Genomic DNA, 24,096 nt, shown 5'->3' on the forward strand with positions numbered 1-24,096 from the left:
CATTTGTCACAAAAATACAACAAATTGTCGGGATTATGGTTTTTTATCTTCAAAATAACCAATCTTCCACATCTTATTGATTTCCAGCTGTATTACCCCGTATTCCTCCGCCACCCTGCCTTGCAGCACATAAAAGCCGCTCTTTTGAAAAGGATATTGCCGCAGGCTGTCGGGGAAATGGATGGTATCCATAAAGGCGCCATCGCGGTCAAGGAAAGTACCAAAGCACATCGGTTCACCTTTGCTGCTCCGCAGAAATTTGTTGGTTACCAGGTAGCCAAGTGTGGTAACCTGCTGACCGATATATTTACCGAACTCACGGGCAGGCATATACGTACTTTGATCATGCTGCAATACTTTAAAAGGTGATTGCAGGGGAAAGCCCAGCAGATCTATTTCATCAAAGGCATCTTCATGGGCGTGATAGGCGAGGGTGGGCAGTTCACAGTTAACAGTAGTGGTATTGCCAAACAAAGACATGCTGTGTGGATTGGTTTCTTTCTTGCTTACCAGCAAACTGCTCTTCCACAACAGTTCTTTTTTTGTGTAGCCGGTAAAATTAAAACAACCAATGCGGATCAGTATTTCCAGCTGTTCCGGGCCCGGCGAAATCCGGCTGGTAAAATCTTCCAGGTGCAGAAACGGGCCATACTGTTCGCGGTCTTTCAATATTTTTTCAGCCAGTAATTGTTCCAGTCCCTCTACATGGATCAGTCCTACGTATACCTCCCGGCCGGTAATATTAGTGGCATAGTCGCTGTGGTTAATACAAGGCGGGTGCAGTGTTACCCCGGTTTTCAGTAATTCCCGGAAATATAATTCCCGGTTGTAGAAGCCACCGAAGTTGTTGATAACAGCCACCATGAACTCTGCCGGGAAATAGGTTTTCAGGTAAAGGCTTTGGTAGCTTTCCACCGCGAAGCTGGCGGAGTGGGCTTTGGAAAAGGAGAAGTTGGCGAAGCTGGCGATCTGCCGCCATACTTCTGCAGATACTTCCGGCGGGCGTTGCAGGCGTTCGCAGTTATCAAAGAAACGTTTTTGTATTTCCCTGAAATCATTGGACCCGCGGTATTTCCCTGCCATGGCCCTTCGCAGGCTATCGGCATCCGCCAGTTCCATGTCTGCGTATTTGTGCGCTACTTTAATAACATCTTCCTGGTATACCATAATACCGAAGGTATCTTTCAGCAGTTCTTCGATAACAGGATGAAGGTAAACCACTTCCTCGGGGTGCCGGTAGCGGTGTATGTATTGTTTCATCATGCCCGATTGCGCTACGCCCGGCCGGATAATAGAACTTGCCGCCACCAGGGTGAGGTAATCATCACATCCCAGTTTCAGCAGCAGCTGCCGCATGGCAGGCGATTCTATATAAAAACACCCGATAGTATTTACACCGGACAGGTTTTTGCGCACAAGCGGATCCAGCTGGAAGGCTTTTACATCATGGATATCTATATCCACATCCCGGTTTTTTTTGATGATATCAATAGCATCGCGGATATGCCCAAGACCGCGCTGGCTGAGGATATCAAATTTATGGAGCCCTATCCTTTCCGCCTGCCACATATCCAGTTGCGCGGTTACAAAACCTTTGGGTGGCAGGTACGTAGTGCAGAACTGGTGAATAGGCGCATCGCTGATAAGGATACCGCCGGCATGAATACTGAGATGATTAGGAAATGCTTTTTCCTGATCCATCAGGTTACTGAAATACGCTATTTTCTGGTGAATGCTGTCGGCTTCCAGGTTAACCTGGAAGCCGTTTTCGAGGATTTTATCGATTTCCTTTTTGGGGAGGCCATATACTTTTCCCAGTTCGCGGATCACGGCATTGGTTTGAAAGGTGGTCACAGTGCCCAGCAGGGCCGTATGTTGCGGACCATACTTGTCAAAAACATATTGGATAATTTCATCCCGGTCGCGCCATGAAAAATCGATATCAAAATCCGGGGGCGAAGTACGGTAAGGGTTCAGAAATCTTTCAAAATAAAGATCCAGTTCTATGGGATCTACATCTGTAATTTTTATACAGTAGGCAATAATGGAGTTAGCGCCGCTTCCACGACCTACATAAAAGAATCCGCGTTCCTGCGCATAACGTATGATATCCCAGGTGATGAGGAAATAGGATTCAAAATTTAGTTGCGCAACAATAGCCAATTCTTTTTCGATCCGCTGAAGCGCTTCTTCATGATGTTGGCCATAGCGGTACGTCATGCCTTCCAGGGCAAGCTCGCGCAGCTTTGCGCGATCTTCTTCCACGCTGCCCAGGAAGCATTTTTTATTACGGGAGATGGAATGATGGATATCCATTTCTATGTGGCATGCTTCCATCACTTCCACTGTTCGCTGTACGATATACGGGTAGTCTGCAAAGTGTTCCACGAGGGAAGCGGGCGTCACAAATTGCTCCTGCGGATGGCCTGTCATGGCTGGTTCCAGCTGTGTGATCAGGATGTTCTGATCGATGGCGCGCAGCAGTTGGTGTAATTCATAATGGGTATTGTCCTGGAAGGTGACGGGTTGAAGGATCACCAGTTTATCGCGGAGGGCAGTAGTAGCTGTTCTGAATAATTTATTGCGTTGCCAGGGCTTTACACCAATGAGTTCATGGGGCGCTAATGTTTCAGGGGCGGGGGTTCCCAGTGCATAAATCACCCAGGTATGTGGGATAACAGGGGCATGATCGGGAAAAGGTTTTCCGGATTGAAGGTGTTTGGATAAGAAAACATTGATATGATGCCAGCCTTCCTGGTTGCGTGCGAGCAGGAGATATTTAAAATCGTTTCCGTTTCTGCATTCCAGTCCGAGTATAGGTTTAATATCGTGTTTACGGCAGAGGTCCACGAACTCCCAGGCGTCGGAGGTGATGTTGATGTTGGTGAGCGCAAGTGACCCGATGCCCAGTTCATGCGCCTTTTGCACCAGCATTTCTGCGTGCATGGTACCATAGCGCAGGCTGAAAAATGTTTTGCAGTTAAGGAACATGATGTTTATTTAAAGTATGGCATGATATCTTTTTTTGGGGTGTGCTGATCTTTCTTCCCGGGTGGTATGACGTTGGTTCCTTTCATGAGATATTCCCATCCGAAGCGGTTTTTAATCTGATCAATGGCCTGGTACAGGGCGATCATTTCCTGTTTGTCGTCGAACAGGCTGATTTGGTAGTTGCCATGCACAAGGTGGCTGAAACGCACGCCTATAAGGCGAACGAGCAGCCGGCGGTCGTACAGTTTTTTGAAGAGGTCTTTTACTTTTTCCAGCAACACATGATCGGCACAGGAGTAGGGGATCGACATTTGTTTGGTGACGGTTTCAAAATCGGAGTACCGGATTTTGAGGGTGATGCAGCCGGTCAGTTTATTTTGCTGCCGCAGTTCGAATGCAATTTTCTCCGTCATACGCACCAGTTCGGCGTGGAGAAATTGCATATCGATGGTATCTGCGGGAAATGTACTTTCTGTGGAGATAGATTTTTGTTCATAAAAAGGCACCACCGGCGATTCATCGATTCCATTGGCTTTTCTCCAGAGGGCTATTCCGTTTTTTCCCATCCATGCTTCCAGCAGGGAGATGGGCACTTCGCTCAGTGTCTTTACGGTTTCTACGCCGCGGCGCCTCAGCAGGGCGCCGGTTTCACGGCCTACCATTGGAATCTTTTCTACCGCCAGCGGCGCCAGGAAATTTTTTTCTTGTCCGAACAGGATTTCAAGCTGACCATTAGGTTTGGCTTCATCGGTGGCTACTTTGGAAACCAGTTTGTTAGAGGCGAGTCCGAATGAAATAGGCAGCCCGGATTCTTTCATGATGGTTTTCCGTAGTTCCGAAGTCCATTTCAATGAGCCAAAGAACTTATCCATGCCGGAGAGGTCGAGATAAAATTCATCGATAGATGATTTCTCGTAAAGCGGTGCCTTTCCGGCGATGAGTTCCGTGATTTCCCTGGATTTGGTGCTGTACAGTTCCATGTCCCCGCTGCGTACAATGGCGTGTGGGCAAAGCCGCAGGGCGGTTTTCATGGGCATGGCGGAATGAATACCATACCGCCGTGCTTCGTAACTGCAGGCTGCTACTACCGCACGATCACTGCTGCCGCCTACCAGGATTGGTTTACCGAGGAGGCGACTGTCCCGCTGGCATTCCACTGATACAAAGAAGCAGTCCAGGTCGAAGTGCGCTATTGTTCGCTGTTGTAAAGTGATCATACTGGTAATGGTTTATCGATAAACAAAGGACGGAACAGGGCAGGCTGTTAAAAGCGATTACGGATGGCGGACCGGGCAGAGGGAGGATAGTATAGCAGCAGGCCTGCCAGCCGGGATCACTTTTATATGTGCAGTAAAGTTACTAATTTATTTAGTAATGCTAAGAAAATTAGTAAAAAATATTGAAATTTCCGGTCGGGTCAATTTTCGTAACTTTAGTACAACATATCTGGCAATCAATATGTAATAGATAAGAGAATGGAAATGAAGGAAAACAGGGAGTATGTGCACACTTAAACTGATCTCCACATGAAAAAACCGGATTTTACCAGGGAATTACTTATCCTCGCTTTGCTGCTGGTGCCGATGGTTTATCTGGCGGTTGTCTTTAAAGACTTACCAGTTGTTTTATCCAATACTGTTAATGCGGCGGGTTCTCCTGAGATGGGGACAAAAAATGACTTCCTGCTGCTGATGATCTTTCTCTTTTTTACGAATGGGTTGATTTATTTTCTGTTCCGCTATATTCCGCGTGCCGGCGAAACACAGCTGCGGCCGTCTGCCATTGAGATGGAGCATAAAGAGTATTACCGGATCCGCTTTCTGATCCATTCTTACCAGGCAGTGTTTACCTGTATTATTATTTTCCTGGTCAGCCAGGGCAAGCCGTTTATCATGGAGCGCTGGGCCTTTATAGGTGTGGGTTTGCTGATTGTGGGCATAGGCGCTTACCTGCGCAAGCTGAAGCCGAATAATTATGTGGGGGTGAGAACACCATGGACCCTGCAAAGCCCGGAGGTGTGGATGGAAACGCATCAGATGGCGAGTAACCTGTGGATCAGCGCTGGTGTGGTGATTATCATAGCCGGATTTTTCCTGTCGCTTATCACCGGGGTATTTATCATATTTTTTGCGGCGATTGTACTGGCGGCATTACCCTATATTTATTCCTTCAGGTTATATAATAAGGATAAAGGATAATTCAGTGGTCAATCAATACATCGGAAAAAGGAATGGCGTCCCTGACAGGGGCGCCATTTAATTTTATCAGTTGCCGGATTCACCGGAAAAGGCTTAGAACCAGGCTTTGCCGAGCGCTTCCCGGAAAGGCCATGGGATAAGGGCCAGTATAACGATGAAGGCAAGACCAAAGAAGATCAGCCCCAGTTTATGTTTCTGTGCATCTGTGGCCGCTTTCTTTATTTTTGATTTACCGATATGTACCAGTGCAATGGCGATGATGGCCATTACTCCATGTTCTACCGTAAAGAATCGTAACGCAGGGTTTTTCATGGCAGCTCCCATATTTGCCAGGCCTGTGTGAACAGTATCACTCATAAAAAACAGGATCAATCCTACTACCAGCTGCAAATCGCAAAATATCATGAAGAAAAGCCCGGCTTTGCTGTCTGCTGCGGTGAACGGTGTTTTGCCTGTTACGCCTTTCAGGGAACGGATTACCGCCCAGAACCCTGCCAGCAATATAGCCCATCTTAGGAACGAGTGTACATAGTTTATTAACATATCGAGTTGGATTTTACCGGGCAAAAATAAGCGAAGCGCCCCGAATATATTTGGTAATTCATAAAAATATTTGCTAATTTTGTTAGCAAGGTACTAAATTATTTAGGTTATGTCCGTAGTATGTCAGAATTTGAAATACCTGCGTAAGCAAAAAGCCTGGACGCAGCAAGAGTTTGCCGATAAACTCGGTATCAAGCGTTCGTTGTTGGGTGCATATGAGGAGGAGCGTGCAGAACCCCGTACAGAGATCCTGGAACAGGTAAGTGATATGTTCCGGGTATCTATTGATGATCTGCTTCGTCGTGATCTTGGCTCCCAGAAAGATAATTTCCTGGAGAAGCGCCGGCAGCTCAAGCTGGGCAGTTCCCGTCAGGCGATCCAGTTTGTGCCGGTAAAAGCGGCCGCCGGTTACCTGGCCGGTTATAATGATGATGAGTTTATCGAAGAATTGAACACGTTCACACTGCCCATGCTGGGTGCAGGTGATTACAGGGCATTTGAAATAGCGGGAGATTCCATGCTGCCGGTTACCTCGGGTTCTGTAATCGTTTGCCACAAGGTAGAGGGATGGGACGAGATCAAGAACAATGAAACCTATGTGGTGATTACCTCCCGTGAGGGCATTGTTTTTAAAAGGATCCTGAAGAACAACCGTTCCAAATCGAAGATTACGCTGGTGTCTGACAATCCGCAGTTTGAGCCTTACGGCGTGGATATGGAGGAAGTGCTGGAATTGTGGCAGTCGGATGCCGTGATCAGTAAGGCGGGACAGCAAAGCCGGATGAGTGTAAACCACCTGGCGGATATGGTGAGCCACCTGCAGGACCAGGTAAGCCTGTTGAAGAAGAAGTTGAAGGACTAAATTGAGTTTATTATACAAACGGCTGGACCGGAGGTGCTTATGTGCTCCCGGTCCGGCCGTCATGCTATATCCTTTGTAAAGGCTGGGGTAGGTGATTTCCTGTTTGTGCCTGCGGGCGCCTCGCACCGGTTCCGGAATTTATGTCCGATTGGGTGATCTTTATGGAGAGGAAGGCGGGGAAATGGAATAATTCTTTTGGTCTTTTGTTTTTTTACAAATCTTGTGTTATCTTTGCGTTCCTAAAAATAAGAGGCAAAAATTATGTTGATCATTGATTCTAAAGATTGCGAAAACATAGACAAGGCGCTTAAAAAATATAAAAAGAAGTTTGAGAAAGCTCGCATTTTATTGCAGCTGAGAACGCGCCAGTCTTTTACTAAACCATCTGTTAAACGTCGTAACCAGGTGTTAAAAGCCGTTTACAAACAGCAGTTGGCAACAGGTAAATTCGAAGATTAATATTGCTTAGGCGATAAGCCGTTGGCAACTCAAAATATTTGATGATTGTAAGGTTATTTAATAACTTTACAATCATCAATCTTTTTGTGTTGAACGAAGCTTTATATTCCTTAGCAGAGCGATTCATATCCTATATCCAGCTCGAGAAACGGTATTCAGCGCACACCTGCACTGCCTATCGCAACGATCTTTTCCAGTTTTTTGATTATGTGACCCTCAGTTATGGCAGTACGCCGGTTGAGGATCTTAGTCATATTATGATCCGTAGCTGGCTGGCGAAGCTCATGGAAGATGCCATGACCGCCAAAAGTGTTAACCGCAAGATCTCCACACTCAAATCCTTTTTCAAATTCTGTCTGCGTCAGGGCCTGGTTAAACAGTCGCCTATGATCAAGGTCATTGCGCCCAAGATCAGCCGTCGTTTGCCCGGCTACATTGAGGAGAAGGGGATGCAGGCGCTGGAAGACAATGTGAGCCCGGTTTCTGTCACCTCCCTGCACATCTTTGCCAATGATTTCGAAGGCATCACGCACCGGCTTATTTTTGAGATCTTTTACCAGACGGGTATCCGTTTGTCGGAATTGATTGCGTTGCAGGAATTCCGGGTAGATGAGGGGAACAAATCTGTGAAGGTGATGGGGAAAGGGGGCAAGGAGCGGATCATACCGGTTAGTCCGGAGCTCCTGGCACAGATGCGTGCATACATGGATGAGAAGCGCCGTTGCCTGGAGGAGTTTGAGAGCGGGGTATTGCTGGTGCATCCGCAGAGCGGCCGCCGTTTATATCCCAAATATGTATACCTGACGGTGCGGAAGTATCTCACAGAGCACCAGATTACCACTTTAAAGAAAAAGAGTCCACATATATTACGGCATACGTTTGCCACACACCTTGCGAACAATGGTGCGGATCTGAATGCGATCAAGGAGTTGCTGGGACATTCGAGCCTCGCGGCCACACAGGTTTACACGCATAATACTATTGAGCAGTTGAAGAAGGTGTACAAGCAGGCGCACCCGAAAGCGTAGCAGTTATTTTAAGCTTTTAACAAAATATTACGCAGCTAAACAGCATTGCATTGCAAAAGTGACTATATTAGTAATCAAGTTCATTATGCTAAAAGAGAATGCCTATGACCTTCCTTTACTAACTAGAACCTAGATTGTTAAATATTTAAAAAATTAGTGCTATGAACGTACAAATTCAAACTGTGCATTTTGATGCTGATTCCAAATTGATAGATCATGTGAACAAGAAAGTTCAGAAACTGAACACTTTTTATGACCGTATCATTAGCGTGGATGTATTTTTAAAAGTGGATAATTTAGCGCATCAAATTAAAGATAAAATAGCCGAGATAAGAGTCCGAATACCCCGTCAGGACCTGTTTGTTAAGCACGAGTCCAAATCCTTCGAAGAGTCCTTCGACCTTGCCTTTGAATCCCTCGTTGAGCAGGTAAAAAGAAAGAAGGAAAAGAAATTTCAATAATTCTCTGAAATAATTTTGGAAATATTAATCTCTTTGCTACCTTTGCCATCCCGATTCAAAAAGAGGGTCGGTAAAGGTAGCAAAGTTCTTTATGGTAGGGCGTTTTCGGGGAAGCAGATAAATTTTTAGATATTTGTAACAAACTGAAAAAAAGATTTTGAGAATTGAAAAAATCTCTTAATTTTGCGCTCTCTTTCAACGAGTTACTTTATTGAAAGAATGTTTTTTGAAAGATGCCAGCATAGCTCAGTTGGCCAGAGCTACTGATTTGTAATCAGTGGGTCGGGGGTTCGAATCCCTCTGCTGGCTCATCGATTTTTATTTGGTTGTTTATTAAGCCGGATGACAAAATCAAAAGATAGTTAGGGGCAGGTTCCAGAGCGGCCAAATGGGGCGGACTGTAAATCCGCTGACTACGTCTTCATAGGTTCGAATCCTATCCTGCCCACAAAAACAGCGTGTTCCGCTTTTGCCCTTCGCAGAGGCGGAACATAGTTGTTGAGTAGAGGGTGAGAAATCAGAAGTAGTAGACAGCATACCCTAAACCTGTGGTACAACAGCCTTTAAAGCTCTTATTTTTATTCTAATAATTCTATAAGTGGAAAGTTGCAGTGTTGTTTGCCGGAAGCTTAGTGAATTAAAAAATGCGGGAGTAGCTCAGTTGGTAGAGCGACAGCCTTCCAAGCTGTAGGTCGCGGGTTCGAACCTCGTCTCCCGCTCGTATTTTAAAGCAATTTTTCAAGCTGTTGTAGCTCAGGGGTAGAGCACTTCCTTGGTAAGGAAGAGGTCGAGAGTTCAATTCTCTTCAACAGCTCATTGAATTTTAGAAGAATAGTTGTAGTGAATTTTTCAATCGCCTCAACAAACTCCATAAAATTCGAATTTCGGAATTCGAATTTGTAAATTCTGCACTCCGAAATTAAAACTTAGCGTTGTAGCTCAATGGAAGAGCAACCCATTTTTATTTAGGGAAGGCCATGAGTTCAATTCTCATCAACGGTACAAGTTTGTAAAACCGTTTTTTTAAAACAACAATCAATACAATCTTTACAAACCATCTAAAAAGAAAATACAATGGCAAAAGAAACCTTCAAGCGGGATAAACCCCACGTAAACATTGGTACCATCGGCCACGTGGATCATGGTAAAACTACTTTGACTGCTGCCATTACCACAATTTTGGCAAATAAAGGTCTGGCAGAGAAGAGAGGATATGATGAGATCGATGCTGCTCCTGAAGAAAAAGAAAGAGGTATTACTATCAATACAGCTCACGTTGAGTACCAGACAGTTGCTCGTCACTACGCTCACGTTGACTGTCCTGGTCACGCGGATTATGTGAAGAACATGATTACCGGTGCTGCTCAGATGGACGGTGCTATCCTCGTGGTGGCAGCTACAGATGGTCCTATGCCGCAAACAAGAGAGCACATCCTGCTGGCTCGCCAGGTAGGTGTACCTCGTATCGTAGTATTCATGAACAAAGTTGATCTGGTAGACGATCCGGAACTGCTGGAACTGGTAGAAATCGAAATCCGTGATCTGCTGTCTTCTAACGGTTTTGACGGTGATAACGTTCCTGTAATCCAGGGTTCTGCAACCGGCGCACTCGCTGGTGACGAAAAATGGGTTGCTGCTATCGACCAACTGATGGAAGCTGTTGATACTTACATCCCACTGCCTCCACGTCCGGTTGATCAACCGTTCCTGATGTCAGTAGAAGATGTATTCTCTATCACTGGTCGTGGTACAGTTGCTACAGGTCGTATCGAACGCGGTCGCATCAAAGTTGGTGAGAACGTTGAAATCGTAGGTCTGCAGGAAGAACCACTGAAATCTACTTGTACTGGTGTTGAGATGTTTAAGAAACTCCTCGACGAAGGTGAAGCAGGTGATAACGCTGGTCTGTTACTCCGCGGTATTGAGAAAACTCAGATCCGTCGTGGTATGGTTATCTGCCAGCCAGGTTCTATCAAACCTCACTCTGAATTCAAATGCGAAGTATACGTACTGAGCAAAGAAGAAGGTGGCCGTCACACTCCGTTCTTCAACAAATACCGTCCTCAGTTCTACTTCCGTACTACTGACGTAACCGGTGAAGTTGAATTACCAGCAGGTGTTGAAATGGTTATGCCTGGTGATAACGTTAGCCTGACAGTTAAACTGATCCAGCCTATCGCTATGGACAAAGGTCTGAAGTTCGCTATCCGTGAAGGTGGTCGTACAGTAGGTGCAGGTCAGGTTACTGAAATCCTGAAGTAAGCATCTGAATTATATTAAAAGCCATTAGCTTTGGCTCTTAAATGTCAACATTTATTTATATATTTGCTGGCGCTGAAAGCTGAGTGCTAATGGCTTTATACACGGGTATGGTGCAACGGTAGCATACGGGTCTCCAAAACCTTTGATCTGGGTTCGAATCCTAGTACCCGTGCAAGGTTTAGAAAATAATTAAATGGTTGAGTTGTTACAAGAAAACAAGTCAACCATTTTTAGGCTTTAAACAATTGACCATAAATAGTTAACTTTATATAATGAATAAGATCAGAAACTATTTCCGCGAGTCTTATCATGAATTGGTTTACAAGGTGTCCTGGCCTACCTGGCAAGAGCTCCAGTCTTCTACCATGATTGTGCTGATAGCAACAATATTTGTTACCGGGCTGGTTTGGGGTATGGATGCCGCTTCCAACTTCGTGTTAACTCACTATTACCAAATTTTCAAAGCTAAATAAATGGATGCAGCCAATCTTCCTGCTCAGGAAACAAAGTGGTATGTACTCCGCGTTGTTAGTGGCAAGGAAAAAAAAGTGAAGGAATACCTGGATATTGAAGTACGCCGCTCCGATTGGGGTAACGTAATCAGCCAGATCTTCCTGCCGGTAGAAAAAGTTTATAAAGTGCAGGCTGGTAAAAAAGTGATGCGCGAAAAGAACTTCTATCCCGGATATGTGATGATCGAAGCAGTAGATGGTAAGATGACCGATGAAGTAATACAGGCAATACGCAACGTATCCGGTGTTATCCACTTTCTCGGAAAGGAAAAGCCTATCGCACTCCGTAAATCTGAAGTAAACAAGATGTTAGGTAAGGTGGATGAACTGAGTGATCAGGGACTGACCATGAGCGAGCCTTTCATTGTTGGGGAAACCATTAAGATTATTGATGGTCCGTTCAACGACTTCAATGGTGTGATTGAGGAAGTAATTGAAGACAAGAAAAAACTGAAAGTAACTGTAAAGATCTTTGGCCGTGCTACTCCGGTAGAGCTGAACTTTATGCAGGTAGAAAAACTTTCTTAGTAAGTTATATAACTCTTTATTGAAAAGCGTTCCGTTTTATGCGGAACGCTTTTTCTCGTTTATCCGATATACCTCCTATATCTATTGATATGAAGTCAGTGATTACTGTAATGCTCGGACTCCTGCTGGTTACCGCTGCAGGCGCCCAGTCCGGGAAATCTGTTAAGCCGGCCGCAGCAACGGCCACTGTTTCCATTCCGGAAGAGGCTACCACTTCTCCCGAGATAATGGCCAAATGGCTGAAAGCCCATACAGGAAACGGTGTGGCATTGCAACGTGCTTTGTTCAATTGGATGGCTACGCACATAGCCTATGATGCAGAGAATGTAAACCGCGTAAGCAGTTACCGGGATTCTGCAGCGGCGATGCTAAAAACGTTGCGTACCCGCAAGGGACTCAGTACTGATTATGCGGTATTATATGCCCGGGTATGCCGGGAGGCCGGTATCACCGCCGTGGTGGTAACTGGTTACGGATTACAGAACGATATTATGCTGCCAACCGGTTCGCACGACTGGGTGGTAGTAAAGAATGGAAGTCAGTGGACGATAACAGATCCCACCTGGGGAGCGGGGGTGGTGGATAACGGCCGTTTTATCCAGCAGACTAACTGGACGTGGTTCCAGTCGGCGCCGCAGGTGGCGGTAAAAACCCACATGCCTTACGACCCGATGTGGCAGATGTTGCCGTTTCCGCTGCGTCATGATGAGCTGGGCAGCCAGGCTTTTGCAGCTGCGGCGAAACGCCCCGTTTTTGCTTATAACGATACCCTGAGTAACTGGTTCCGGCAATCGCGGCTGCAGCGGTTACAGTATGCAGCTGCGAGGATCCGGCGGTTTGGGGGAGCGGCCAATCCGTTCATTATGACGGAGCTGGACTGGATGGACCAGTCGATAAAGGTGCTGGCGGCCAATCAGGAAATTGAGATGCGAAACCGGCGGGTGGATCAGTTTAACGGGGTGAACCGGGATTACACGGAGGTGGTGAGGTTATATAATGAGTATGTGGACTTTAAGAACCGTGAATTTGTACCGGAAGTAAAGGATGAGGTATTGAGAAAGATGATCGACGGGATAGCAGGGAAGCTGGGAGCAGCAGAGAAGGCACTTTCCGGGCTGGAAGGTAACGATGATGCGATGAGCGCTAATATAGCGGCATTGCAGCAGGCGGTTACCGGGATGAAGGAAAAGGTGGGAAATGAGCAGTTGTTTGTAGGTAAGTATATAAAGACGGAGAAAGGGAAGCGGAAAGAATTGTTATATGCAAGTGGGAGATAAGTTGTAACTTTGCCCGCTTCGGAGAGTAAGGAAATTTTACGGGAAATGCAATAGATTTGTAAAAAAAATCCCATCCAGAGCAAAAAGGATGCCCAATTTCAAATACTTTTGGACAATTTCATAATAATATATACCTTTGCATCCCCTTTAAAAGGTTATTTTTAGTCTTTTACTTTTGGGAGTCTTCTGTTTGGCAGAGGGCGTTTAACCAAATTAAATTAAGAAACATGGCAAAAGAAATCGCAACGTACGTGAAATTGCAGGTGAAAGGCGGCCAGGCCAATCCTGCACCTCCAATTGGTCCCGCGCTGGGTTCCAAAGGTGTGAACATCATGGAGTTCTGCAAACAGTTCAATGCCCGTACCCAGGATAAAATGGGTAAAGTATTGCCTGTGTTGCTGACTGTTTACACTGACAAATCTTTCGACTTCGTAATTAAAACTCCTCCGGCACCTGTACAGCTGCTGGAAGCTGCTAAATTGCAGAGTGGTTCTAAAGAACCTAACCGTAACAAGGTGGGTAAAGTTTCCTGGGCTCAGGTAGAAGCTATTGCACAAGACAAGATGGCTGATCTGAACTGCTTTACGCTGAACAGCGCTATGAAAATGGTAGCTGGTACTGCTCGCAGCATGGGTATTACTGTTGATGGTAAAGCCCCTTGGGAAAACTAATTGTTTCACCCTGTTGAGGCAGGATCTTAAAATCATTTTGACAAATGGCAACTAAAAAGAGAAAAGTAGCTGACGCTAAGCTCGAAAAAAATAAGGTTTACAGCCTGAAAGAGGCTTCCAGCTTAGTTAAAGATATTAACTGTACTAAATTCGACAGCTCTGTCGATTTACATATCCGCTTAGGCGTTGATCCTAAGAAAGCAGACCAGGCTATCCGTGGTTCCGTAACGCTTCCACACGGTACTGGTAAAACTAAGAAGGTGTTAGTGCTTTGCACACCTGATAAAGAAGCTGCTGCAAAAGAAGCAGGTGCTGATTTCGTTGGACTGGATGAATTCATCCAGAAGATCGAAGCTGGCTGGACTGATGTAGATGTAATCGTAGCTACTCCATCTGTAATGCCGAAGATCGGTAAACTGGGTAAGATTTTAGGTCCTCGTAACCTGATGCCAAACCCTAAGACCGGTACTGTTACAAACGACGTTGCAGCTGCAGTGAACGATGTTAAAGGCGGTAAAATCACTTTCAAGGTAGATAAGGCTGGTATCATCCATGCTTCTATCGGTCGTGTATCTTTCGCATCTGATAAAATTGAGCAGAACTCTTTAGAGCTGATCAATGCTATCATCAAGCTGAAACCGGCTACTGCAAAAGGTACTTACCTGAGAGGTCTGTCTATGGCTAGCACCATGAGTCCTGGTATTGTTATCGATACTAAATCTGTTCAAAACTAATTGATCACGAGTTGTAGCCGTTATCTGCAAAGATGGGGCTTGCTACAAACGTTATAATATGAATAAAGATCAAAAAAATGATGCGATCGAACTGCTGAAAAGTAAGTTCTCTCAATACAGCAACTTTTATGTCACTAATACCGAATCATTAACGGTAGCGCAGGTGAATGACCTGAGGAAAGTATGCTTCGACAAGCAGGTGGAAATGAAGGTGGCTAAGAACACCCTGATCCGTAAGGCTTTGGAATCTCTGGACAGCGAAAAATATGCAGGTGTGTTTGACAGTCTGCATGGTGTTACTGCCCTGATGTTCTCTGACAGCCCGAAAGAGCCGGCTCTGATCATCTCTGCATTCCGTAAAGCGAACGGTAAACTGGAAAAACCAGTACTGAAAGCTGCATTTGTTGCTGACGAAGTATTCGTAGGTGACAACCAGCTGGTTGCTTTAACCAACATCAAGACGAAGAACGAGCTTATCGGCGAAGTTATTGGTCTGTTGCAATCTCCTGCAAAGCGCGTTATTGCTGCTTTACTGGAAAAAGGCAAGAAAGAAGAAGCTGGGGTGGAAGCACCTGCGGCAGAATAGTGTGGATGGCCTTTGGCTACCCGCATTCAAAATTGGCTTCCAAGTCACAATATAATTAACAACAACATTACAAACATTACATTAAAACATTATAAAATGGCAGACGTAAAAGCATTAGCTGAACAATTAGTAGGTTTAACTGTTAAGGAAGTACAAGATCTCGCAGATGTACTCAAATCTGAGTATGGCATCGAACCAGCTGCTGCTGCAGTTGTAGTTGCTGCTGGTGGTGGCGAAGCTGCTGCTGTTGAAGAGAAAACTGCCTTCAACGTTGTACTGAAAGCTGCAGGTGCAAGCAAACTGAACGTTGTTAAGATCGTTAAAGATCTGACCGGCTTAGGTCTGAAAGAAGCGAAAGAACTGGTTGACGGTGCGCCTAAATCCATCAAGGAAGGCGTTAGCAAAGCTGAGGCAGAAGACCTGAAAGCTAAGCTGACCGAAGCTGGTGCTGATGTTGAGATTCAGTAATTCTTTGCTTAAGTATACATCTTTTAAAGGTCAAAAGTGCTTTTGCACTTTTGGCCTTATTCCCTTTGGGAAAGTGTCTTTTTCAGAGAGTCAAAACGGGGGAATCACTAACAGGTGACTTTGACCACGTGCAGAAGGCATAAATAAATTGGGATGGTATTGGCAAAGAAATCTTAATTTCCCTAATTCTTACAAGTCATATAACTGCTAACTTCGAATATGTCTCTAAAAAAAGCCCAAACAAACGAAAGAGTAAATTTTGGAAAGATCAAACAAGTTACTGAGACACCGGATCTGTTGGCTATCCAAATCCAATCTTTCAAGGATTTCTTCCAATTAGAAACCACACCAGACAAGCGAAACAACGAAGGCCTTTTTAAAGTATTTAAAGAGAACTTCCCGATTACGGATACCAGAAATATCTTTAATCTGGAATTCCTTGATTATTTCGTGGATCCGCCGCGTTATACGATCGAGGAGTGTATTGAGCGCGGGCTTACTTATTCTGTACCGTTGAAAGCGAAACTCCGCCTCAGCTGTAATGATGAGGAGCATGTGGATTTCCAGACGATTGTCCAGGATGTGTTCTTAGGTAACATTCCTTACATGACTCCAAGAGGTACTTTCGTTATTAATGGTGCTGAGCGTGTTGTTGTATCCCAACTGCACCGTTCACCTGGTGTTTTCTTTGGTCAATCTGTACATCCGAACGGAACCAAGATCTACTCTGCAAGGGTGATCCCGTTCAAGGGCGCATGGATGGAGTTTGCAACGGACATCAACAACGTGATGTACGCTTACATCGACCGTAAGAAGAAATTCCCGGTTACCACCCTGTTGCGTGCCATCGGCTATGAAACAGATAAAGATATTCTGCAGCTGTTTGGCATGGCAGATGAAGTAAAAGCAGACAAAAAAAGTCTTGATAAATATGCCGGCAAGAAGCTGGCTGCCCGTGTTTTAAGAAGCTGGGTGGAAGACTTTGTGGATGAAGATACCGGTGAAGTGGTGAGCATCGAGCGTAATGAAATTATGCTGGAGCGCGATAGCATCCTGGATGAAGCGAATATCGAAACCATTGTAGACATGGGATTGAAAAGCGTGTTTGTTCAGAAGGAAGAGGTGAGTGGTGATTTCTCCATCATCTACAATACATTAAACAAGGATACATCTAACTCTGAGCTGGAAGCCGTTCAGCACATCTACCGCCAGTTGCGCGGAGCGGATGCGCCGGATGATGAAACAGCAAGGGGTATTATTGATAAATTGTTCTTCTCCGACAAACGTTACGATTTAGGTGACGTAGGTCGTTACAAGATCAACAGAAAATTAGGTCTTCCTACTCCGTTAGACATGAAAGTGCTGACGAAGGACGACATCATCTCCATCATCAAGTACCTGGTACAGCTCACAAATGGTAAGGCAGAAATCGATGATATCGATCACCTGTCTAACCGCCGTGTACGTACTGTAGGCGAGCAGTTATATGCTCAGTTTGGTGTTGGTCTTGCACGTATGGCACGTACCATCCGTGAAAGAATGAACGTACGTGATAACGAAGTATTTACGCCGGTAGACCTGATCAATGCGAGGACCCTGTCTTCCGTGATCAACTCCTTCTTTGGTACTTCCCAGTTGTCACAGTTCCTGGATCAAACGAACCCGCTGTCTGAAATCACCCACAAACGCCGTATTTCCGCTCTCGGACCCGGTGGTTTGAGTCGTGAAAGAGCAGGCTTTGAGGTGCGTGACGTTCACTACAGCCACTATGGCCGTTTGTGTACGATTGAAACACCGGAAGGTCCGAACATTGGTCTGATCTCCACCCTTTGTGTTCACGCGAAGGTGAATGAGATGGGCTTTATTGAAACGCCTTACCGCAAAGTAAGAGATGGTAAAGTGGACATGCATAAAGTGGAGTTCCTGAGCGCTGAGGAAGAAGATTCTGTGAAGATTGCACAGGCCAACGCCCCACTGGATGATAAAGGACACTTTATAAATGATAAGGTAAAATCCCGCGAAACCGGTGACTTCCCGATCCTCGACAGAGAAGAAGTGGAATTCATGGACGTGGCGCCTAACCAGATCGTAGGTTTGAGTGCATCACTGATTCCGTTCCTGGAGCATGATGATGCCAACCGTGCGTTGATGGGATCAAACATGCAACGTCAGGCTGTGCCACTGCTGAATCCGGAAGTTCCTATTGTAGGTACCGGTCTGGAAGGCAAGGCAGCGCGTGACTCCCGTTTGCAGATTACTGCAGATGGTAATGGTGTGATCGAATTTGTGGATGCAAATGAAATCCATGTTCGTTACGAGCGGGATGAAATGCAGAAACTGGTGAGCTTTGAAGACGATCTGATCGTTTACACACTGACCAAATTCGTAAAAACCAACCAGAGCACCTGTATTAACCTCAGACCTTGCGTTAAGAAAGGTCAGCGTGTTAAGGATGGCGACTTCCTAACAGAAGGTTACGCTACCCGTGGTGGTGAACTGGCGCTGGGACGCAACCTGAAGGTAGCGTTCATGCCATGGAAAGGTTACAACTTTGAGGATGCGATCGTAATTTCTGAGCGTGTTGCACGTGAAGATCTGTTTACTTCCATCCACATTGATGAATATGAACTGGAAGTTCGTGATACCAAACTGGGTGAAGAAGAACTGACTCCGGATATTCCTAACGTAAGTGAAGAGGCTACAAAAGACCTCGACCAGAACGGTATCATCCGTGTTGGTGCGCACATTAAGGAAGGCGATATCCTGATCGGTAAAATCACTCCGCGCGGTGAATCTGATCCTTCTCCTGAAGAAAAGCTGTTAAGAGCGATCTTTGGTGACAAGGCTTCTGATGCAAAAGATGCTTCATTGAAAGCGCCTCCGTCAACAGAAGGTGTGGTGATTGATAAGAAACTGTTCAGTCGCGCCAAGAAAGATAAAAATTCCAAAACCCGCGAGAAAGCAGCTATCGAGAAACTGGAGAAAATTCACCAGAAGAATGCGGAAGACCTGCTGGAAGTGCTGATGAGCAAGTTGCTGGTATTACTGAAGGATAAAACCTCCCAGGGTATTACCAACACTTACGGTGAAGTATTGATCTCAAAGGGTTCCAAGTTCTCTCCGAAGAACCTGGTAAATATTGATTTCATGAACGTGAATCCGCTGGGCTGGACAACAGACGAAGTGGTGAACGATCAGATCAATACCCTGCTGCATAACTATAACATCAAGTTCAACGAAGAGCTAGGTCGTTACAAACGTGAGAAGTTCAACATCTCTATCGGTGATGAGCTGCCAGCGGGCGTACTGAAACTGGCAAAGGTTTACCTGGCCAGCAAGCGTAAGTTGAAAGTGGGTGATAAGATGGCGGGACGTCACGGTAACAAGGGTATCGTAGCCAAGATTGTGCGTGATGAAGACATGCCGTTCCTGGAAGATGGTACACCACTGGATATCGTACTGAACCCACTCGGGGTACCTTCCCGTATGAACCTCGGACAGATCTATGAAACCGTATTAGGTTGGGCAGGTCTGAAACTGGGCGTACGTTTTGCGACTCCGATCTTTGACGGTGCTACTACAGACGAAATTGCTGATTATATCAAGGAAGCAGGCTTACCTAGCTTTGGTCACGCTTACCTGCATGATGGTGAAACGGGCGACCGTTTCCACCAGAAAGCAACCGTAGGTGTTATCTATATGCTTAAACTGAGCCACATGGTGGATGATAAGATGCACGCCCGTTCAATCGGACCGTACAGTCTCATTACCCAACAGCCGCTGGGTGGTAAAGCCCAGTTTGGTGGTCAGCGTTTTGGTGAGATGGAGGTATGGGCACTGGAAGCATATGGTGCATCCAACATCCTGCAGGAACTGCTTACAATTAAATCCGATGATATCGTGGGTCGTGCCAAAGCATATGAATCTATCGTGAAAGGAGACAACATACCGAAAGCCGGTGTGCCTGAATCCTTCAATGTATTGATCCATGAATTGCGTGGTCTGGGTCTGGATCTGAAATTTGACTAAGAGCTTTTAGCTACCAGCCATTGGCAGTGATGCCAGTGGCTGATAGCTTGGATATTTCGCAGGAATAAAATTTTTGTCGCTGGCTTACCACCAACGGCTAACAGCTAAAAGCTAATTACAGATGGCTATCAAAAAAGAAAATCGTCCTAAATCAAATTTTAACAGCATTACCATCAGTCTGGCCTCTCCGGATGTTATCCTGGAGCGTTCATACGGTGAAGTGCTGAAACCTGAAACCATTAACTACCGTACTTACAAGCCGGAACGTGATGGTTTATTCTGCGAAAGGATATTCGGGCCTGTAAAGGACTACGAATGTTATTGCGGAAAATACAAACGTATCCGTTATAAGGGTATCGTGTGTGATCGTTGTGGTGTTGAGGTAACGGAGAAGAAAGTACGTCGTGAGAGAATGGGTCACATTCGTTTAGTGGTACCCGTTGTACATATATGGTATTTCAAATCCCTGCCTAACAAGATTGGTTACCTGCTTGGAATGTCTTCCAAGAAACTGGAAACCATCGTTTACTATGAAAGATACGTAGTAATCCAGGCGGGCATGAAGCAGGAAAAAGGCATGAACTACGGTGACTTGCTCACTGAAGAAGAGTACCTGGATATCCTGGACACCTTACCAAAAGACAATCAGCTGTTACCGGATGAAGATCCTAACAAGTTTATTGCTAAAATGGGTGCGGAAGCGGTAGAAATGATGCTGGCCCGGATTGATCTGGACAGCCTTTCTTACCAGTTACGTAACCAGGCTGCTACTGAAACTTCCCAGCAACGTAAAGCGGAAGCGCTGAAGCGTTTGAGCGTGGTGGAAGCTTTCCGTGAAGCCAATGGCCGTGTGGAAAACCGTCCTGAATGGATGGTAATGCAATATATTCCTGTGGTACCGCCGGAACTGCGTCCGTTAGTTCCTTTGGATGGTGGCCGTTTTGCGTCTTCCGACCTGAACGACCTTTACCGCAGGGTAATTATCCGTAACAACCGTCTGAAACGTTTGATCGAAATTAAGGCGCCTGAGGTGATCCTTCGTAACGAAAAACGTATGCTGCAGGAAGCGGTGGATTCCCTGTTCGACAACTCCCGTAAATCCAACGCGGTGAAAGCGGAAGGTGGTCGTGCACTGAAATCACTGTCAGACGTACTGAAAGGTAAACAAGGCCGTTTCCGTCAGAACTTACTCGGTAAACGTGTGGATTATTCCGGACGTTCCGTTATCGTGGTAGGACCTGAACTGAAACTGCATGAGTGTGGTTTACCGAAAGATATGGCGGCTGAGTTATTCAAACCGTTTATTATCCGTAAACTGATTGAAAGAGGCATCGTTAAAACTGTGAAATCAGCGAAGAAGCTGGTAGATCGTAAAGAAGCGGTGGTTTGGGATATCCTGGAAAACGTGCTGAAAGGTCACCCGGTTATGTTAAACCGTGCGCCAACCCTGCACCGTTTGTCCATACAGGCTTTCCAGCCTAAACTCGTGGAAGGTAAAGCGATCCAGTTGCACCCGCTCGTATGTTCTGCGTTCAACGCGGATTTCGATGGTGACCAGATGGCAGTACACGTTCCGTTGAGCAACGCTGCAATCCTGGAAGCCCAGTTACTGATGCTGTCTTCCCATAACATCCTTAACCCGCAGAATGGTACGCCAATTACCCTGCCTTCACAGGACATGGTGCTTGGTTTGTATTATATTACGAAGGGTAAGAAAACAATCGGTGATGTAGTAGTTAGAGGAGAAGGTAAAGCTTTCTACTCTGCTGAAGAAGTAATCATCGCATTGAACGAAGACCGTATCGATCTGCATGCTCACATCCGTGTTAAAGCTGATGTAAGAAATGCAAACGGTGAGCTGGAAAGAAAACTGATCGACACTACTGTGGGCCGCGTACTGTTTAACCAGCACGTACCTAAAGCAGCCGGTTATGTAAATGCCCTGCTGACCAAGAAATCACTGCGTGAAATCATCGGTGATATCATTAAAGCAACAGACATTCCAAAAACTGCGAAGTTCCTGGATGACATCAAGCAATTAGGTTTCCGCATGGCGTTCCGCGGTGGTCTGTCATTTAACATTAATGACCTGATCATTCCGGATGTTAAGCAGGACATGATTGATGGTGCAGCCGGTGAAGTAGAAGAAGTTTGGGATAACTATAACATGGGTCTGATCACCAACAACGAACGCTACAACCAGATCATTGATATCTGGTCACGTGTGGATACGAAGGTGACAGAAACCCTGATCCGTGAGCTGGCAACAGACAAGCAAGGATTCAACTCTGTATACATGATGTTGGATTCCGGTGCGCGTGGTTCCAAGCAGCAGATCAAACAGCTGGCTGGTATCAGAGGTCTGATGGCCAAGCCGCGTAAGAGTGGTTCTACCGGTTCCGAGATCATCGAAAACCCGGTATTGTCCAACTTTAAAGATGGTTTGAACGTATTGGAATACTTCATCTCTACGCACGGTGCCCGTAAGGGTCTTGCGGATACGGCGTTGAAAACGGCGGATGCGGGTTACCTGACCCGTCGTCTGGTAGACGTTGCGCAGGATGTGGTAATTAATGAAGAAGATTGTGGTACTCTCCGTGGTATTGCTACTTCCGCATTGAAAGATAATGAAGAAGTGATTGAAACACTGTATGACCGTATCCTCGGACGTACTTCCCTGCACGACGTATTTGATCCTCATAATGATGAGGAACTGATTGTTGGTGCCGGTGCTGAAATCACTGAAGAAATTGCACACAGAATTGAAGAAAGTGCTATTGAAACCGTAGAGATCCGCTCTGTACTGACTTGCGAAAGCCGTCGGGGTGTGTGCGTGAAATGTTACGGTAAAAACCTGGCCAGCGGTTACACTGCACAGAAAGGTGATGCCGTGGGTATCATCGCTGCACAGTCGATCGGTGAGCCTGGTACACAGTTGACACTGCGTACCTTCCACGTGGGTGGTGTTGCCGGTTCTACTTCCGTTGAATCCGGTTTGCCAGCTAAGTTTGATGGTACCGTTCAATTCGATGGCTTACGTACTACCACTTACGAAAACAACCAGGGCGAAAAAGTACAGATCGTTATCGGTCGTACCGGTGAGTTGCGTATCATGGACGTGAAAAATGACCGTCTGCTGGTAACCAACAACATTCCTTATGGTTCTACCCTGTTGGTGAAAGACGGACAGAAAGTAGTGAAAGGTGATATGCTCTGCACATGGGATCCGTTCAACGCCGTTATCGTGTCTGAAATCCCGGGTACCATCCGTTTCGACAGCATCATTGAAGGTATTACCTTCCGTGAAGAAGCAGACGAACAGACCGGTCACCGTGAGAAAGTGGTAATTGAAACCAAAGACAAGAATAAGATCCCGTCTATCATGGTAGATGGTAATAAAGAGGTGAAATCATACAACTTACCGGTAGGTTCCCACATTGTTATCTCTGAAGGAGATAAGGTGAGAGCCGGTCAGGTAATCGTGAAGATCCCACGTATTATCGGTAAACTGCGGGATATCACGGGTGGTCTGCCACGTGTAACTGAGCTCTTTGAAGCGCGTAACCCGAGCAACCCTGCCATCGTTTCTGAAATCGACGGTGTGGTAGCTTTTGGTAACATCAAACGTGGTAACCGCGAAATCATCATTGAAAGCCGTGAAGGCCAGGTGAAGAAATACCTGGTGCCGTTAACACGTCATATCCTGGTACAGGACGGTGACTTTGTGAAGGCCGGTACTTCACTCTCCGATGGTTCTACTACTCCTGCAGACATCCTGTCTATCAAAGGACCGTTTGCTGTACAGGAATACCTGGTTAATGAAATCCAGGAAGTATACCGTTTACAGGGTGTGAAGATCAATGATAAACACATCGAGGTGATTGTTCGCCAGATGATGCGTAAAGTAAACATCGAAGATCCGGGTGATACCCGCTTCCTCGAAGGAGATACAGAAGACAGGTTTGATTTCTTTGAAGAAAACGATATGATCTTCGATAAGAAGGTGGTAACGGAAGCCGGTGAATCTGCTAACCTGAAAGCAGGTCAGATAGTAACACTGCGCCAGGTTCGTGAAGAAAACTCCCTGTTGCGTCGTGCAGATAAAAAACTGGTAGAATTCCGCGATGCACAGCCGGCTACTTCCAGTCCGCTCCTGCAGGGTATTACCAAAGCATCCCTCGGTACCCGTAGCTGGATCTCTGCTGCTTCGTTCCAGGAAACCACGAAGGTATTGTCACAGGCTGCTATCAACGGTAAAACCGATGATATGATGGGTCTGAAGGAGAATGTGATCACAGGTCACCTGATCCCTGCCGGTACTGGTTTACGTGAGTTTGAAAACATGATCGTAGGTTCCAAGGAAGAATACGACATCCTGGCCTCTTCTAAGGAAGTGTTCCAGTTTGACGAAGAAGAATAGTATTACACAGATATTAAAACAGGAAGCGCTTGCCCCAAAGGCAGGCGCTTTTTGTTTTAATATTACT

At 45.9% G+C, this 24,096-nt stretch carries 18 protein-coding genes and 6 tRNA genes; 21 read left to right on the forward strand and 3 right to left on the reverse strand.

Annotated features, from left to right (window positions below):
- Window positions 1-33 precede the first annotated feature (33 nt).
- Together AB6805_RS24910 and dinB are read right to left on the reverse strand one after the other, a co-directional pair.
- Window positions 34-2,991: a DNA polymerase III subunit alpha gene (locus AB6805_RS24910; protein ID WP_370912175.1), complete on the reverse strand. Its 2,958-nt coding sequence runs from the start codon at window positions 2,989-2,991 to the stop codon at window positions 34-36.
- Between the two features lie 5 nt (window positions 2,992-2,996).
- Entirely contained in the window at window positions 2,997-4,208 is a 1,212-nt protein-coding gene (dinB, locus tag AB6805_RS24915) for a DNA polymerase IV (protein WP_370912176.1), read from the reverse strand.
- A gap of 309 nt (window positions 4,209-4,517) precedes the next feature.
- Between dinB and AB6805_RS24920 the strand changes: the two genes are divergently transcribed.
- Window positions 4,518-5,189, forward strand: coding sequence for an SdpI family protein (locus tag AB6805_RS24920; RefSeq protein ID WP_370912177.1), 672 nt, complete (start codon window positions 4,518-4,520; stop codon window positions 5,187-5,189).
- A 93-nt stretch (window positions 5,190-5,282) separates the two neighbouring features.
- Here the strand turns inward: AB6805_RS24920 and AB6805_RS24925 are convergent, their stop codons facing one another.
- Entirely contained in the window at window positions 5,283-5,732 is a 450-nt protein-coding gene (locus tag AB6805_RS24925; protein ID WP_370912178.1) for a hypothetical protein, read from the reverse strand.
- 109 nt (window positions 5,733-5,841) lie between these two features.
- Between AB6805_RS24925 and AB6805_RS24930 the strand changes: the two genes are divergently transcribed.
- The 20 genes from AB6805_RS24930 to rpoC all read left to right on the forward strand — a co-directional run bounded on the left by AB6805_RS24930 (window position 5,842) and on the right by rpoC (window position 24,029).
- Entirely contained in the window at window positions 5,842-6,594 is a 753-nt protein-coding gene (locus tag AB6805_RS24930; RefSeq protein WP_079470680.1) for a LexA family transcriptional regulator, read from the forward strand.
- 261 nt (window positions 6,595-6,855) lie between these two features.
- Window positions 6,856-7,053 carry a 30S ribosomal protein S21 gene (rpsU, locus tag AB6805_RS24935; RefSeq protein WP_079470678.1) on the forward strand — a complete coding sequence of 66 codons (198 nt, stop codon included), beginning with the start codon at window positions 6,856-6,858 and terminating at the stop codon, window positions 7,051-7,053.
- Between the two features lie 86 nt (window positions 7,054-7,139).
- Entirely contained in the window at window positions 7,140-8,081 is a 942-nt protein-coding gene (locus AB6805_RS24940; RefSeq protein WP_370912439.1) for a tyrosine-type recombinase/integrase, read from the forward strand.
- Between the two features lie 161 nt (window positions 8,082-8,242).
- Entirely contained in the window at window positions 8,243-8,542 is a 300-nt protein-coding gene (locus AB6805_RS24945) for an HPF/RaiA family ribosome-associated protein (protein ID WP_079470676.1), read from the forward strand.
- Between the two features lie 235 nt (window positions 8,543-8,777).
- Window positions 8,778-8,851 (forward strand) — tRNA-Thr (locus tag AB6805_RS24950).
- A 57-nt stretch (window positions 8,852-8,908) separates the two neighbouring features.
- Window positions 8,909-8,990, forward strand: a tRNA-Tyr gene (locus tag AB6805_RS24955).
- A 198-nt stretch (window positions 8,991-9,188) separates the two neighbouring features.
- Window positions 9,189-9,261: transfer RNA gene (locus AB6805_RS24960), tRNA-Gly, on the forward strand.
- Between the two features lie 23 nt (window positions 9,262-9,284).
- Window positions 9,285-9,356, forward strand: a tRNA-Thr gene (locus AB6805_RS24965).
- Window positions 9,357-9,470: 114 nt separating this feature from the next.
- Window positions 9,471-9,544 (forward strand) — tRNA-Lys (locus AB6805_RS24970).
- Between the two features lie 72 nt (window positions 9,545-9,616).
- Window positions 9,617-10,804 (forward strand): elongation factor Tu, encoded by a 1,188-nt coding sequence (tuf, locus tag AB6805_RS24975; RefSeq protein ID WP_370912179.1) that lies wholly within the window; start codon window positions 9,617-9,619, stop codon window positions 10,802-10,804.
- A 101-nt stretch (window positions 10,805-10,905) separates the two neighbouring features.
- Window positions 10,906-10,976 (forward strand) — tRNA-Trp (locus tag AB6805_RS24980).
- A gap of 100 nt (window positions 10,977-11,076) precedes the next feature.
- A complete protein-coding gene (secE, locus tag AB6805_RS24985) occupies window positions 11,077-11,277 on the forward strand; it encodes a preprotein translocase subunit SecE (RefSeq protein WP_079470674.1) in 201 nt (66 codons plus the stop codon).
- The gene (gene nusG, locus AB6805_RS24990; protein WP_079470673.1) at window positions 11,278-11,844 is read left to right on the forward strand and encodes a transcription termination/antitermination protein NusG; all 567 of its coding nucleotides are present in this window, start codon (window positions 11,278-11,280) and stop codon (window positions 11,842-11,844) included.
- Between the two features lie 89 nt (window positions 11,845-11,933).
- Entirely contained in the window at window positions 11,934-13,121 is a 1,188-nt protein-coding gene (locus AB6805_RS24995) for a transglutaminase domain-containing protein (RefSeq protein ID WP_370912180.1), read from the forward strand.
- 227 nt (window positions 13,122-13,348) lie between these two features.
- On the forward strand, window positions 13,349-13,792 hold the full coding sequence (gene rplK, locus AB6805_RS25000) for a 50S ribosomal protein L11 (protein WP_079470671.1): 444 nt from the start codon (window positions 13,349-13,351) through the stop codon (window positions 13,790-13,792).
- Window positions 13,793-13,836: 44 nt separating this feature from the next.
- Entirely contained in the window at window positions 13,837-14,526 is a 690-nt protein-coding gene (gene rplA, locus AB6805_RS25005; protein WP_089902929.1) for a 50S ribosomal protein L1, read from the forward strand.
- A 58-nt stretch (window positions 14,527-14,584) separates the two neighbouring features.
- Window positions 14,585-15,112 carry a 50S ribosomal protein L10 gene (gene rplJ / locus AB6805_RS25010; RefSeq protein ID WP_079470669.1) on the forward strand — a complete coding sequence of 176 codons (528 nt, stop codon included), beginning with the start codon at window positions 14,585-14,587 and terminating at the stop codon, window positions 15,110-15,112.
- 96 nt (window positions 15,113-15,208) lie between these two features.
- Window positions 15,209-15,580 carry a 50S ribosomal protein L7/L12 gene (gene rplL / locus AB6805_RS25015; protein WP_370912181.1) on the forward strand — a complete coding sequence of 124 codons (372 nt, stop codon included), beginning with the start codon at window positions 15,209-15,211 and terminating at the stop codon, window positions 15,578-15,580.
- Between the two features lie 219 nt (window positions 15,581-15,799).
- Window positions 15,800-19,609, forward strand: coding sequence for a DNA-directed RNA polymerase subunit beta (rpoB, locus tag AB6805_RS25020; RefSeq protein ID WP_370912182.1), 3,810 nt, complete (start codon window positions 15,800-15,802; stop codon window positions 19,607-19,609).
- Between the two features lie 121 nt (window positions 19,610-19,730).
- Window positions 19,731-24,029 carry a DNA-directed RNA polymerase subunit beta' gene (rpoC, locus tag AB6805_RS25025; RefSeq protein ID WP_370912183.1) on the forward strand — a complete coding sequence of 1,433 codons (4,299 nt, stop codon included), beginning with the start codon at window positions 19,731-19,733 and terminating at the stop codon, window positions 24,027-24,029.
- Window positions 24,030-24,096 lie beyond the last annotated feature (67 nt).

It is taken from the genome of Chitinophaga sp. RCC_12 (genome assembly GCF_041360695.1).
In the GTDB taxonomy this organism is placed as follows: Bacteria; Bacteroidota; Bacteroidia; order Chitinophagales; family Chitinophagaceae; genus Chitinophaga.